Origin of the sequence: Anaerotignum propionicum DSM 1682 (assembly GCF_001561955.1) — a bacterium.
Taxonomy (GTDB): Bacteria; Bacillota; Clostridia; order Lachnospirales; family Anaerotignaceae; genus Chakrabartyella; species Chakrabartyella propionicum.
This window is the reverse complement of sequence record NZ_CP014223.1, coordinates 161,528-176,630: the sequence shown is the minus strand read 5'-3', so window position 1 is coordinate 176,630 and position 15,103 is coordinate 161,528. Positions and strand designations below refer to the sequence as shown.

Below are 15,103 nucleotides of genomic sequence, written 5' to 3'. Positions count from 1 at the left end.
GGAGAGATAACCTTTTAAGATAGTTTCCTTCATGTATATGTAGAAAAAAATCCTCCAAATTTACCGTGGCTATTAAAAAAATCTATATAGATAATTTTTAGAGGTAACGGCAAAGTCTCTGGAAAAAAAAATTATTTTCATGTCTGACTCTATACTGTAATTTATTACTACATTGCTCCGAATCAGCGAAAAGAACTATAAAAATTAATCTGAAAGTCAGAAGAGTTCTAGTTTTATAGATACCTTGTTTTCATGGACAAATTTATAGTTTGCCAGTAACAACTTCAGTTTTCAGCATATAAAAACCCTTTATAACAGTGGTTTATATAGGGGTATCTCTCTTTCATTGTTTGAGCAAGCCTAAAAGCAGAATGCCTTACAAAGTCGCTCGTAAAAAGCTGTAAAATTAATGGTTCCAGAAAGTCAAAAAGTTACAAACTGTTATTAAACCAATTTTATTTACATTTAAAGAAGATTGGAAAATCTTCAACTAAATCGGTCCAATGTGGACTTTCGGCAAAAACCATTTTGATCATCGTTTAATACAAAGGCTAATTGGATACTAATCTTTAACTCAACTATGTAATCACAAATAAAAGACCCTAATCATAATATGATCAGAGCCTTTTATTCTGTTGATATTTATATAATTAGCTTAAAACCTCTGAAGATACGTACATTACGCCATCTACTAAAGCTGCAGCCCTTGCCGCTTCTCTTTCTTTGCCATCCACTGCAAAAAGTGCCTCGTCAATTGTGATTTCGATACAACCATCTGCTTTTTCAACTAAGATTGCTTTATCTCTTCCCTGCCATGTTACAGTAAAGCCTTTTGCTTCTGCCGTGTCACGCAAAGGTATCCACTCTACTGTTCCTTCTTCGGTCTCTTCTGTCTCTTCATCAACATTTGAATCCGTTGGCTCCTTAACATCTTCACTATCTTTTTCAAGTACCATTACGAAAGAAGGTGTTGTCTGCGCCGGAATACTTTTTGTGGTTACAGTATAAAAAACCAAAGCATTCTGCCCTTTTACCATTTCCGTAGTTACGCCAATTTTACTCACACCTGAGTTTGTCAAAACTGTGTCATCACTGATATTCAACTTCAACTCATTATTTGAATCAATGAAGTTCTCATCAAAGAGTCCTACCATATATTCACCCTTGTCAGCATTTGCTACAATTACTGTTGCGCTGCCTAAGTATGGAGGCATACTCATACCCATCGGGCTTAATTCCGGATAAATTACAGAAACTACTATACCTTTCGTCAGATTGCTTGCCGAAATGCTTTTGCCTGTTTCTCTATCAACGATAACACTACCGGCATTAACACTAAATCTCAATCCACCCTGCTCATTTGAAATTGTCACAACCTGTGTTCCATCTTCTCCCGCGTCACTAATTTCAATAATCTTTCCTTCATTTACAATAAAACCCTGCACTTCTTTCTGCTCTGCCATAATAATCTTTGGCTCCGACACTGACGTTACTTCTGTTTTAGCAGTTACTTTACTCTCTGTATCCGTATTTGCAAAGGCTACTGTACCACCTGTTACTGCTAATATCATACTCAATGCTAATGCATTTTTTACATTCTTTTTCATAATTCATTTTCCTCCTTAAATAAATATCAAAAATTGATGACTTTCGTTTTTATTTTGTCTGGTACATATCTTCAGACGGCAAGTTGTTTTCAAAAGTTCCTAAAATACTTAAAATAATTCATTTATATTATTCTAACCAATTTAAATCACTGAAAACACTGATTTTTTTGACAGGTTAAAAATGAAGATTTTGAAATGAACTCCGACTTTTAGAATTCTTCAAATTGAGGCAAAAACAGACCTTTAGACTAAGAGAAATTAGCCTAATATCGCAAAAAAACAATATTTCATTTATGTAGAACTATTTCTTATGGCAGAACTTTAAAGTTCTCACTAACTGTTTGAAAAATCGGTGGCTTCTTCAAAAAAACTCTCTATATCAATATTGGTTTTCGTTAATATAATCTGTTTAGTGCAAAGCACCAACGACAAAAAATCAAACGATACTCTTTCATTTCCAGTCACATTTTCAAATACAAAAAATTGTAACAACCATCGCAGCCAAACAGACTAAGAAAGAGGCAAAAATATCATTCTCCAACCAAAATAAAAAACGTTTGTTTTGAAAGCCTTAATTTATTAATCAATAATGGATAAATAACTTGTTAACAATTAATCAGTCAGCAAAACAACATATTATCTCCTGATGAGAAAAAAGCACCTTACTAAGTATACCTAATCAATTTCTTCAATTTATTACCCTTATAAAAAACGATACAATAATTTTTATTTTTTATCGAAAAACATAAAAACCCCCTAAAATCAATGATTTCAGGGGATAACTTGTTAAAGTATCGTGAGCAAGCCATATAAGCCGGGTTATGACCACCCTTATTGAAATGCTCTTAGAATGCTGTATTTACAGGGTTTTAATGAGGTTTTTACTGGTTATAGACACTGCTGTTTTGAAAAAACAGCACTATAAGTAAAACAGTACATAACCCTGAAACTATTATACGCATTTTTAGGAGGGCTGTCAATGGACATACAAACTAACCAGTTGCATGAAGAGTTTTTAGACTATATGCTGAGTGAAAAAAATGCCTCTAAACTTACTTTGCAAAGCTATCAAACGGATTTTAAGCACTTTATAGAGTATTTAAAAATTAGTGGACGATGTGAAAATATCTTAGAGTGCCAAACGAAGGATGTTAGATTATTTATTACCTATTTAAAAATCACCAAAAGTTATGAATCTAACTCCGTCAGAAGAAAAATACATTCATTGAGTTCTTTTTTTAATTATCTATATGAAATGGAGTATATTCAAGCCAACCCTATGGCTCCAATTCACGCCCCCAAACGGGTAGAAAAATTGCCAATTTATTTTTCGAAAGCCGACTTGAAAATTCTTCTTAAAGCTCCGGGGAAATTTGCTCGTTTTCCTGAGCACAGAATGAGAGATAAGTTATTATTAGAACTTTTTGTTTATACCGGTGCGAGAAGGTCAGAGGTGCTCCAGCTTAATTGGTGCGATGTGAATTTTCAGGAAAACACCATCTTGATAAACGGGAAAGGTAAGAAACAAAGAATTGTGCCTATCATAAACGATTTAGGGGTGGATTTGGTTGCACATTACCTAGATACTAACCCCCTACCAAATGCGCCTCTTATAATATCAGATGCAGGGGGCAGGATGTCTGTTTCTGCCGTTCAAACGTTATTCCAACGGTATATAAAAAAATCCGGTCTGGGGAATAAAGGATATACCTTACATAAGCTCAGACACAGCTTCGCTACCCATCTACATCAGAGTGGAGTTGATGTATTAACAATACAAGCCTTGCTTGGGCATAGTGACTTAAATTCAACGAAAATTTACACGCATACTTCAATAAACACATTAAAATCAAATGTTGAAAAATTCCCCGATTTAAAATAGAGACTCGATCTATAATTTTTGTTAAAAATTGTGTATAATATTTCCATAGGGGTGATTAATATGTCAAACAGGATTTTAGAAAGCGTCAAAGGATCTCTTGAAGTAGAGAACTTGAAAATAAGTAATCAAATAACCGTTAATGAAGCAGTTAAAATAATTAGAGATGAGTACTCTACTTTCGGACGTCCTCAATAAATGAGTCATACTGAATTACTCAGCCAATTTAATATTTATTGAATATAATAAAAGAGTGCATCATCTCTGGTGGAATTATCTTAGATAACCCATTCCAAGGACTAGCACTCTTGATTTCAATATTTATTGTACGTATATAATAACCCAATTAAGTTAAATTGTCCTTGATAGATTCTTGCCAAATAAAAAATCGGCATATTTTTAATAGCATAGAACTAATCTTTTAATGTCATTGGAAGAGTAGATTTTCTATACGAAACCTATGTATATCATACCCTAAAGATGGTGTTATTTTATATTTAATATCTTTCTTATCTTTGAATAACCACTATAATAATAAGTACAATATTCTTTGCTATGAACTCCCGAGAAACCATTGTATGAAAAAATGTATTCTGATGTAGCTCCATAATCTATAGACCATTTAATCTTGTACATAGGCAGTCCTTCCGGTCTATTAATGTTAAATATAATGCCTTGGTTTGGTGATAAGTTCTTACAAATAAGCGAAGATGCTCTGTTCCACTTCCCCTTATCTATATTAAAGTTATATATTCTAATATTTTTCGCAGATTGACTTACAGACATTAGCAAAGTTCTATCTTCTTCAGGAGCCTCTTGATTATACTCGGTATAGTATGTAAGTTTGTTAATGTCTTCTTCGCTAGGGTTGTCTTTAATAATGATGTGACTAGATTCTTCAAAAGTATTATTAAAAAAGCCAATTACGCAAATAATTATAGAAATTAATCCCCAAACTGCAAGTAAGTTATTAATATAATCCATAGCTTGTATAGTAAACAAGTCGCTTAGACAGTTCAATTCATTCATCCTTTCTATGTGTACAAAAATCCAAAGTATTATAGTAGAACAAGGAATTTAAATACTTGGAAATCAACAATATATCGTAAATATTTATGATCTTCCGTATTTCTTTTAAAAAACCACTCAGATATTAATCTGAGCAGTTCTCCATTTTTTTATTAACTTATCTATCTTTTGTATATAAACTCATCAAGTTCAGTATCACTCATTTCATTTCCACTTTCAAAATAGTATACTGGTAAACTCTTATGATATTCGGCAAGGGACAGCGGACTTCTTTTTGAGTGCTCAATCACCTTCTCATACATCCAGTGCTCATCATCTGTCTTTAACATTTTTTCAATGTCTCTTTTAGAAATACTTTTTCCTTGCGAATCCTTAAACTCATGTTTATGTTCCTCGAGTATTATTCTTTTAAAAAATTGGGAAGTTGAAAAAAGATAGTTTTTTCTAACAATATCTTTAGGAACCAATAAAACTTTATCTCCTTTGAATTTGAAGCAATCGGTTGTTATTTCCCTCCAATTATTTAAATTGATATCCCAAGTAAAAAATGAACTTTTTGAATTAGGGGAAATTCCGTACTTACTTAATTGATCCAATGTAAAGTCATTTAACTCTTTATGTATAACATTTGTTAATAAATCAGACAATCCATCTTCAGCAAAACCTGGTATAAATACCGGTAAATCCTGTGGTTCTTCAATAGTCCTTATACTTATAACCAGGTGTTCCAATGGTTTGAAATCTTTCAGTAACCCTTCAGCTGTATTGCCTCGTCCATTGTCTCCCCTACCATAACCTAATCTAGTTGCATTTTCTTCACCGGCGTGACCTAAAATTCTTAACTTCATTTCACTATCACCATTTCTATAGGCCATATAAAATTCCTTAAAGAAAGAATCAATAGTTTTAGCTACATCTTTAGCCCAATTTGATTTTGAACATGCAATTAGACAAGGATCAATAAAAAGTTTATTATCTCTGGCCAAATCTACATCAACAAAATCAAAATATCTATGCGCTCTGTTACTACATTTTAATATTTCTTGTGAAACAAAATTTTTCATTTAAAAACTCCTTTTAAGTTAGATTATTAGACTACGGTTAATTAGCTATATAAAAATAAAAGGAGAATAAAAGCGTTTTTTTACCTTTCTATTGACAAATTTCATATTGCAAATAACATAAATTTATAGTAAAATGTTAAGGATTTGAGGACATAGTACTATACGCTAGTGCTTTTGTCAATTCACCACACCGAATTGCCGTTCGGTGTTTTCTTTTATTCTTCTGTTTACTGCTTAAAAAAATTTTGGGGTATTTTACCAAATGCTCCTTCAATATATTTTTGTTTAAGATTTACCTTTCCTCTCATCGAAAGTAATTTGCTTACCCTTTTAATTGAGCTTACTCCCATATCATTTTTACATATAATCCATACTTGGTCTCGCCTAACACCGTCTTCAATAAGTGTTAAATCATGAGATGTACAAATTAATTGTGAATTATTAGGATTAGTTTTCTGGTTATTAAATAAAGATATTAGTTCTTTTACTAAAATAGGGTGCAATCCATTCTCTATCTCATCTAAAACTAAGGTTCCCCCAGTTTCTAAAATTTCGAATAAATGTGGGAGGATAATAAATAATTTTATCGTACCACTTGATTCTGTTTGAAGAAAAGGCATTTTGACATAGTCGACAACTTCCCCATTTAAAAAAATCTTATGTGAAGATTCTATCGAAAGCTTTGCTGTTTCTCTAATAACTTCCCTATTTTCAAAATCATCCTGACTAAATTTTTGTCGTTCAACCTTCTTGTCTTTAAATGATACTTCCAAGTCGTCCATAGTTGGATCCGCTTTTTGAAGGACCTTTAAATATTTAACAATACGGTCTCTAGAAAATGCTTCTTCGGAAATATTAAATCCAGCTTTTATGGTAGCCATATTTAAAACCTTTATTTCCCTTATAGCTGATACTAGTTCATTTGCTAAGCTATTATTCAAAAATGCAGCCATAGATAGACATAATACATCTTCTTTAACAACGCTAATATTGGGCAAAAAAGAAGACAGTTCTGACTTTAAAGATATATCCAAATAAGAGGGGCTTACTCTTTCTAATATTGTCTCCGTTCTTCTGAATTTTTTTTGCAATCGCTCTGATATAATAATCCCATTTTTAATAGAAAATTCATAAGTATAAGAGACACTTTTGTGCATTAAACTAATTCCAAATAAAGTGGGAGAATCCTCATAAGCTTTTGAAAATCTAAACGTAGGAATCTCGGAAGAAAGTTCTTTTAACGGAAGCGAATCAATTAGTTGAGTATTTCCTGATGCCAAAATGGGAGATAACAAAATAATAGACTGAATTTGTCTTATAATTTTACAAAAATACGATTTTCCCGCACCATTTGCACCATAAATATAAGACACTTTATTAAAAACATAATTTTATCTTCTTTAAAAATTAAATTATCTATATATTCTTTTTTTCCTTTCTCAGCCTCAAGCGTAAACTCAACCATATCTGCAAAAGGACCGAAATTAGATACATATATTGATTTAAGAATAGTCTTTTCCATAAATTTCATCTCCTTTTCGAATATATTACTATACCATCAGCCATTCGTCAATATGTTATTTAGTTTTTTTGAACTTTTTTTTCAAAAACGTCAAATAACATGTTTTAAAATAGCATATAATATTATTTTTTTCTTTAAATCAGGCTTTTTATGTATTTAATTGATATTCCGCTATTTTTTTGCAATTACTGCTAATAATAAATAAATATCCAATAAAAAAGCTTTATTTATATTTAATTTCAATTGTTACCAATAACTTGCCCGCCCACTAATTTGGGTAAATTACTTGTTCTTGAAATTTTAAAAGGTATAGAATGGTTTATTAATATCCAATATCTAATGGAAAGTGTTTTTAAAACCTTTGACTTTGGTATAAAAATAGTTACTTAGCCTACACCTAAAGAAACAAAACGCATTTCTTCCATTAGTGTTTTAAAGGTTCGTTATGTTCATAACACTTCTCACATTTCTTGTTTTGGTTTATCCAAATTAATACCAGCTATGGGTAAATATAATTACCGTTTTATTATATTTACCTTCAAAAAAACAACCCCATCTAATTCACATTAGATGGGGTTGTTTTAAAAGGATTTACATTACATAAAGGGGATGTGTAGCAATAAACACTTAAATTTCCAGCTCCGTCGCAGGAAAAAAAATAAAACTGCTTAACCTTCCATTTAAGAAAACATTTTTGTGACTGCCTTAGTCTCCACGTTTTTGTTGTTTTTGTTGTTTATTATTACATACTATAATATGCAAATAAAAAACCAAATATAACTAAAACTCCTATTTTTCTTTAATATTTACCAAATTATTTTCATGCTTTGTTAACGTATAGGCTTTTATCTTATTATAGCCGTTGGTCGCTTTTATCACGACCTTCAATTCATGGATTCCCGTGGACACTGCACTTGCATCTAAATTGCAGGTATAAGGTATTTTTCCTTCGGAAGTAACCTTTTTACCATCCAGGGAATATTCCACTGTCACAGGAACATCTCTAGGTAAGATACAATATGTTGCCAGCTCAATAACAGGTAGATTGTCTTGATAGCTTCCAGCCTTAACGTAGGCCTTTGGCGAGACCCCCATTTGTAGAATAAAACTCTCGTTATTTTCAACGGATGCCTGATACTGGTTCATCATTTGCTTGTTATTGCTTAATGAATATAAATATTTATTGCTACTTCCTAAATCCACGTCAAAATAAATAATGCCTTTTACTTGGGGATACAGCATATTGGCATAAGTATACAGCATTTGGATTCGCTCTTTTGCAAAAGAATTTAAGTCAAGGGATTTCCCGTTGATTCCGTAGCCAATACCACACTCCGTGATAATAATAGGTTTCTTGCTCCCATATCTGTCAACAATATTTTTAAGCCTTGTCAGGGGATTCGCGTATGCCCCATTTCCATAATACATCTCCTCAAAATCCTTACCAACTAAGGGATTTTGGGGATTTCTATATTTATTTGTATATAGAGAAACACCTACCCAATCTACATAGTTATCCCCTGGGTAATAGTCAGCAATATCCACATTCCAATTTGACACATCATTGGGAGAGAAAACCAATGCAACATTGGGCGCTGTCTGTCTTGCAATATTAGCTATCTTAATGTATGCCTGTTTATATAGACTTGAGTCCCCAAGGTTTTGCCATACGTTCATCTCCCCCCCAATTCTAAGCAATACCGGTGCATCTAAAGACTTTAAATACTCCATGGTTTCTTTTAAGTACGCATCTGAAGTAGGTTGCATTATAAGCTTTAAGGAATCGTTTTCCCCTGGCATATTCATGGCAATATGTATCAGCCTAGTGCCGTCTGCATAAGGTCGAAGCATATAATCAAAGTCTTCTAAGTTATCTTGTAAACATTCAAAATAGAAAGAAACCGCCGTTTCATTTTCCATAGTTGCAACACCACCACTGGAATAAACTCTGCCGAAATATGTACCGGACTTCGGTTCATTCTTCATCCCATAAAACGGAATAGATGCTGTGTTTTGGGTTACAGCGTATACCTGTGTCATGGGGTTGATTTTATTAATTCTCTCCTTGGCAAGCTTAACCCCATCTGCATAGCCCAAGTATTCCCCATAGGGAATTTGCGCCTTTAAAATTTCAATAGCATTTCCATAATCCGCAGTATTTTCATAAGACTTATACATGGCTTCGTATGTAGTGTATAATATCTCTGCCTTATTCTTATCCATAGGCTTGTCCTTAAAAATAGCTACAATTTCCTTCCCATACTTTATAATATCGGCGTTATTTCCTGAATCTCTTGCAGTAATAAATGGCTGTTGCACTTTCCAGTATGGGCTTGGAATTGCTCCAAAAGTACATACAGAAAATAACGATGATACCAAAATACTTAAAAGAATCATGTGTAAATTTTTTCTCACATTGAATCTCATTTCTACTCCCCTTTCTATAACTAACTCAAAATCAAAAGCCTCCAATACTACACTGTTATTATAGCATTAAATCTAAAAGTCAAAATTCTCCTGCAATAAACTTCTTTAAATTCTCCTCCCTTTCATATATTGACGGCAGAATACGAAACATGCTTGTTTTTTCGCCCGTATAATTATAAGAACGCAAAAGATCAATAATTTCATTTTTAAGGCCAATTTTGACAGCAAATATATCGGTCTTAAATTCTCTATCTCTTAAATATGATCTAATGAGTAAATTTTTCATAAAAACACCAAAAGATTTTAATTTCTCGAAAAATAAAGTTATTAGAGTAGCTAAACCAAAAGAAGCCAAAAAGCTATTATCCGAATTATTTCTTGAGCCTCCTACAACACTAATCGCCATCATACAAAGGGCTGTAATTATTAAATAATAACATTTATAAATCAAAAACAACAGGAAATAAACAAAATTTGATACTTTCATTACCATCTCCAAATAGATACCTTTTTCTATAATAATACCTAGTTCTTTTGCCAATAAAGCTTGTTGTTGAAAATCCTCAAGCTTTAAAAAGTCTCTGTTTAAAATAATTGTTTTTCTGGAAACAGCTTTTACATATGTATCTATCTTATCAGAAAAATATAATTCAATATTATAATCTGTTTGTGCAAAATTTTTGTCGCTTGCTCTAAATATTATATCCTCAAAATAAACGTAGACTACACTTCTTTTATCTGCTTTCTCCGCTTTATATAATATCCTTGTGACCATATCTCCAAGCCTAAGAAGGCTTAAGGCCATGACCGAAAAATAAATGACTACGCTTAAATTAAAATATGCCTTTTGTTCAGAAAAAAATAAATCTGCAACCCCTAAAAACAGAATAAAATTAACCATTATATAAATAAATACACCTAGATTTTTAATTGATAGAATGCCTTTAACATAATGCTTTTCTTCTACCGTATTTGTATTAACTTCCATGAGTCCCCTCCAAATAAATCTATCACTTAATAAGAAACTTGAATTTAGTATGTATTAAGTTCTTACTAAATTCAAGTTTCATGTTTTGTAAATTGATTTAAATTATTCTTCTACTTTTTTTGTTTTTGCTCTTCCAACCACTTTTGATGACCCGCCTTAACACGTGCATCACCCTCGGCCTGCTCCTGTTTACATATTGCAATATACTCATCCAGAGTTTTCCCTCTGTATTTCTGTTGCTGACCGTTAAACAAGTGATGGAAAACAGACATTTTTAGAAATCTCTCTGTTTTATCTAAATATCTTAAATTGTAAAACCTGGCAAAATAAATGACCTGTCCATTAATTTGATGATTTTCCACCGCTAAGGCATGTATACCAGCCTGATGGATTACTTCACTGATTTTTACGGCTATCTTATACTGATTTTCATTGCTTAATAATGATATCTGATAAATAATTTCTGACATATAGTATACAAACTGATTAACACCTATTAGCAAATTAGCTTTATCATTTGGTACTTTTTTGACCATATCTTTATAAAGTCCAGCCAGTTTATAAATACTATCCATCCTCTTTGTTTCATCCTGCTTTTCCATGACTTTTACAATATTCATAAAATTTTCATGTTCCTTTGGTGTATTAAAATACTGGAAAGTTATGTAGTCTATATTAGGTTTTCTAACCACCATATTTTTGGTGCTCAATATATTATCATAAATAAACGCAATTGTATTAGAAGGCTCTAAAAACAAACCGTCATCACTATATTCAACGGAGTTTTCTTTAGTATCATCTTCAATCTTTACGTAGACAGGAACGTCTCCCAAATATACATAATTCGTCTTCTTATCCCATGTGACTTCTATTCCCATCGTATTCGATATGGCTCTAAGGGGTAAATACACAGTTCCATCTATAACGGCCGGCCTCGCACCTCTCAAATCAACACTACATCCTCCGTAAATGACATTAATGTCTTTATATTCGGCATCTATACAAGGCACACCGCTTTCTGCCATGGCCGGAACCACATTGCCTAGCATTGTCACTGAAACTAAAATGCACATTAAGGATATTTTTATATTTTTATGATTTTTCATTCTGCCTCACCTTTTCTATAATAACTTCTCCATTTTTGTTTTTTGTAATTTCCCTTCACTTCTACTAAAGTATCAAGTACTATAACTTTAGTTAAGATTTATGCTTATTGTTTTTGTTCCGCTATTCCATTCAATGTCAAATCCCATTATTTCCCCAAGATCTCTTAGTTTGTAATAATTATTACCAGCAATGTTATAGCCAGTTACATTTGCACTTTGTTTTACAAAATCATGAGAATAATTAGAAGTCGTTGTTTTTGCAGTAGCATTATTTTGTTTATTGCCAATTTTCAGTTCGCTTCCTGTTGCTTGATACTTGCTTCCCCCAGTAGTGGTAATGATTTTATCTGCATCCTTATCATATTGAACACTAAACTCATACTGGGTTCCCTTTAATGCCATGGCTACATCCCTTAACATAAAATAACTGCTTCCGTCTATATTGTAGGCCTCAGTTGGTATATTTTTTCCTGCTACATTTAAATTTACTGAAGTAACAGAAGCTTTCTTTTCCTCAACCTTAACTGGGGTCATATTTTTATTTCCCGCAATTTTTATGAAGCAAAGAACAGTTTCGCCCCCACTCTCTGGCATGTCCGAATTGTATTTATAAGGTGATATAGGCCCAAGAACATATCCATAACTTGCATCCTTTAAATCATAGAAAACTTGTGTGTTTGGTTCCAATTCTCCCGGATCTCTTCCAGCTGTATAGTAAGTCCCGTCTGAAAGAATGACCCCTCTTTCTACCATCTTCCAATCCTCACCCTTGTAACTGGCCATTGTCAACATAGGAGGATAATCCAATTTATCAATTTGGAAGGTTAGTCTGGCACCTTGGGGCACAGTATAAACAACCGTAGAATAGGTTTCGCCATCATAATTGATTACTTCAGTAGATTTCGAGGCCAATTCCGTTACTTCAATCTTAAAGTCTGTCAATTTTTCACCCATATAACTATCCTGGGTCACGATTGTTTGGGCGTACACATTAAAGCACATTGCGCAAGTTAATAGTGCAACTGTTGTCAATAGTCTAAATGATTTCTTCATAAATTCTCCTCTTTCTCATATGGTTTGACACCGCTTTAGTTTAGTAACTAACTTTGCAAAAAGTCAGCATACAACAATAAATCTTCCATCTGGGATAATTCGTAAAATTTAGGGATAATAATTTACGCTTTTTGTTATAGAAAGTTTAGCAATCCTAAAAGCCATTCAAATTTTAAATTCATTCCAATGAGGCTCTTTTATTCTTTCGATTCCAATACAAGTTTTTGCGTTGTTAAAAGTAAGTGTGCAATACTTAAAATATGTAGTTGCAATGGCTCAGACAAAGTTTCATAAGCAATTTTGATTTCTCGTCTCCCTTCCTCAATTCTATTGATATCTCTACGCATTTTTCTCGCCTCCAAATCTCTTTGAGTTAATATTTATTATAATATTATCCCATTGAGTTAATTGTGTCAACAATTTTTCACTCTGATTGCAATGAGTTCAAATTTATGATACATTTACCTAGAGGTGGTTGAATGAAAGAGAGACTGAAAGAATTAAGAAAAGAATTAGGCCTCAGCCAAAGAGTTTTTTGCCAAGCGCTAGGACTGAATCAGACGACTTACGCAAGTTTTGAGACGGGAGAAAGGCAAATAAAAGAAGCCTATATTAAATTGATTTGCAAAGTTTATAATGTGAACGAAGAATGGCTCACAACCGGAACTGGTAAAATGTTTCTGCCTAAATTCGCTTCTAGTACAATTGAATTATTAGAAATTTATGACGCATTAATCCCCCCCTTACAAGATTACTTGTTGCAACAAATAAGAGAATTGAAAAAACTTCAAGATCGTCTTTGAAGCTCTAAAGCCCAAAAATGGGCTTTTTTTTATGCAATAAACACTTCTAAAGCATATTTATCCGTTGCTCGAACACCCTTTTCCATACAAGGTGTTCTACCCCCTCCTTGAGCTCTTTACTTTTCCAGAAATCTATGCAATCCTATACCCGACCCGTAGTAGCAGGTCTTTTAAACGCATATAATCATCAAAATATGCGTCTTCTAAAAAATAAATAAATATTAGTAAGTTAATATCAATTACTTAAAGAAAGGAAGATAAATCATGGTACACACATTGCAGTTAAAGTACAACCTAGCACCACAGGACATAATTTATATTGAAAAAAGAATGGGGGAATTTAAACATACTGATATTTTATTTAAAGAAACCGGCCTTAAAGCCACTATTTATTTCAGACGGCAATATCCCTATGAGACAGTACTAAAGCATATTTATCCGTTGCTCGAACACCCTTTTCCATACAAGGTGTTCTACCCCCTCCTTGAGCTCTTTACTTTTCCAGAAATTTATGCAATCCTATACCCGACCCGTAGTAGCAGGTCTTTTAAACGCATATAATCACCAAAATATGCGTCTTCTAAAAAATAAATAAATATTAGTAAGTTGGTATCAATTACTTAAAGAAAGGAAGATAAATCATGGTACACACATTGCAGTTAAAGTACACCCTGGCACCACAGGACATAATTTATATTGAAAAAAGAGAGGAGGAATTTAAACATACTGATATTTTATTTAAAGAAACCGGCCTTAAAGCCACTATTTATTTCAGACGGCAATATCCCTATGAGACAGTAGACCATGAAAACTGGTACATTATAATACACATTAACCTACAGGAGTTGCTGAATAAAGGTACAGCAACAAACGCAGATCTCGAGGTTATATATAATAAATTATCGGACTTCGCTAATAACTTCTCTCTAGCAGATAATCCGAGGTTAATTTTGCAGAGAATAGATTTCAAGAGAGATCTTATAATTCCTGATAACACGATTAGACAAGCATATATAGATCTAATTAAAAAATCGTACCAGAAATGGGGTTACTTTACCAAAAGCACATTTTATAAAACTTCAGTTGAATTTGCAAACAAAAGTAGAAAAATAATAATCTATGATAAAAATAAAGAACTCCATGATAAGCATAGATCCCCCAAAACCTATGAACAAGATGTGCTCAGAATTGAAGTTCAATTAAAAAGGCGTTATATTTCCAATCACAAGTGCAATACTGGTCTGGCTGATGTTTTAGATAATTACCTCTCCGAAGAAATGAATAAAGCTTATTTTAATCATTCTGTTCTGCCTGTTATTTTTAATGGGAGCTATAGAACAAAAGAGAATTCCGCTAAAATAATAGACCTCAGCACTTATAGAGCAGACAAAAAGAAAAAATTAAAAGAATTCTTAGAATGTATTGAACAAACCAGTATTAATGATGCAAAGGAATCTTATGCCGTAAATACTTTTGCAAGATACATAAAAGCATTAAACAATCTGGATATAAATCCAATCCAGTTAAGAAATGAATTTATAACCGAGCAAGGAATTTATATTGATACACTTCCTGCTCTGTTAAAATATACTTGTTCCGGTGTATAAGTCTTTCTATACAGTGAT

General features: G+C 32.6%; 13 protein-coding genes. 3 read left to right on the top strand and 10 right to left on the bottom strand.

Going from position 1 to position 15,103, the window contains the following annotated elements; genetic code table 11:
* Positions 1-650: 650 nt before the first annotated feature.
* The gene (locus CPRO_RS00780) at positions 651-1,607 is read right to left on the bottom strand and encodes a stalk domain-containing protein (protein ID WP_066046752.1); all 957 of its coding nucleotides are present in this window, start codon (positions 1,605-1,607) and stop codon (positions 651-653) included.
* Between the two features lie 979 nt (positions 1,608-2,586).
* Between CPRO_RS00780 and CPRO_RS00775 the strand changes: the two genes are divergently transcribed.
* Positions 2,587-3,489, top strand: coding sequence for a tyrosine-type recombinase/integrase (locus tag CPRO_RS00775; protein WP_066046750.1), 903 nt, complete (start codon positions 2,587-2,589; stop codon positions 3,487-3,489).
* A 483-nt stretch (positions 3,490-3,972) separates the two neighbouring features.
* Here the strand turns inward: CPRO_RS00775 and CPRO_RS00770 are convergent, their stop codons facing one another.
* The 9 genes from CPRO_RS00770 to CPRO_RS15125 form a co-directional block, all read right to left on the bottom strand.
* Positions 3,973-4,506, bottom strand: coding sequence for a hypothetical protein (locus CPRO_RS00770; protein WP_066046748.1), 534 nt, complete (start codon positions 4,504-4,506; stop codon positions 3,973-3,975).
* Between the two features lie 170 nt (positions 4,507-4,676).
* The gene (locus tag CPRO_RS00765) at positions 4,677-5,579 is read right to left on the bottom strand and encodes a hypothetical protein (protein WP_066046746.1); all 903 of its coding nucleotides are present in this window, start codon (positions 5,577-5,579) and stop codon (positions 4,677-4,679) included.
* A 227-nt stretch (positions 5,580-5,806) separates the two neighbouring features.
* Entirely contained in the window at positions 5,807-6,952 is a 1,146-nt protein-coding gene (locus CPRO_RS00760) for an AAA family ATPase (protein ID WP_157881608.1), read from the bottom strand.
* Complete coding sequence (locus CPRO_RS15130; RefSeq protein ID WP_157881607.1) at positions 6,895-7,101, bottom strand: hypothetical protein; 207 nt, start codon at positions 7,099-7,101, stop codon at positions 6,895-6,897. Before CPRO_RS15130 ends, CPRO_RS00760 begins: the two co-directional genes overlap by 58 nt.
* 789 nt (positions 7,102-7,890) lie before the next feature.
* The gene (locus CPRO_RS00755) at positions 7,891-9,528 is read right to left on the bottom strand and encodes a glycosyl hydrolase (protein ID WP_066046744.1); all 1,638 of its coding nucleotides are present in this window, start codon (positions 9,526-9,528) and stop codon (positions 7,891-7,893) included.
* A 79-nt stretch (positions 9,529-9,607) separates the two neighbouring features.
* On the bottom strand, positions 9,608-10,516 hold the full coding sequence (locus CPRO_RS00750) for a M48 family metalloprotease (RefSeq protein WP_066046742.1): 909 nt from the start codon (positions 10,514-10,516) through the stop codon (positions 9,608-9,610).
* A gap of 110 nt (positions 10,517-10,626) precedes the next feature.
* Positions 10,627-11,622 carry a stalk domain-containing protein gene (locus tag CPRO_RS00745; protein WP_066046741.1) on the bottom strand — a complete coding sequence of 332 codons (996 nt, stop codon included), beginning with the start codon at positions 11,620-11,622 and terminating at the stop codon, positions 10,627-10,629.
* A gap of 87 nt (positions 11,623-11,709) precedes the next feature.
* Complete coding sequence (locus CPRO_RS00740; protein ID WP_066046739.1) at positions 11,710-12,675, bottom strand: hypothetical protein; 966 nt, start codon at positions 12,673-12,675, stop codon at positions 11,710-11,712.
* Positions 12,676-12,872: 197 nt separating this feature from the next.
* Entirely contained in the window at positions 12,873-13,022 is a 150-nt protein-coding gene (locus CPRO_RS15125; protein WP_157881605.1) for a hypothetical protein, read from the bottom strand.
* A 132-nt stretch (positions 13,023-13,154) separates the two neighbouring features.
* Here CPRO_RS15125 and CPRO_RS00735 point away from each other — a divergent pair, with 132 nt between their 5' ends.
* Positions 13,155-13,478, top strand: a complete 324-nt coding sequence (locus tag CPRO_RS00735; RefSeq protein WP_066046737.1) for a helix-turn-helix domain-containing protein — start codon at positions 13,155-13,157, stop codon at positions 13,476-13,478.
* A 641-nt stretch (positions 13,479-14,119) separates the two neighbouring features.
* Entirely contained in the window at positions 14,120-15,085 is a 966-nt protein-coding gene (locus CPRO_RS00725) for a phage/plasmid replication domain-containing protein (RefSeq protein WP_066046733.1), read from the top strand.
* The last annotated feature ends 18 nt before the right edge of the window (positions 15,086-15,103 follow it).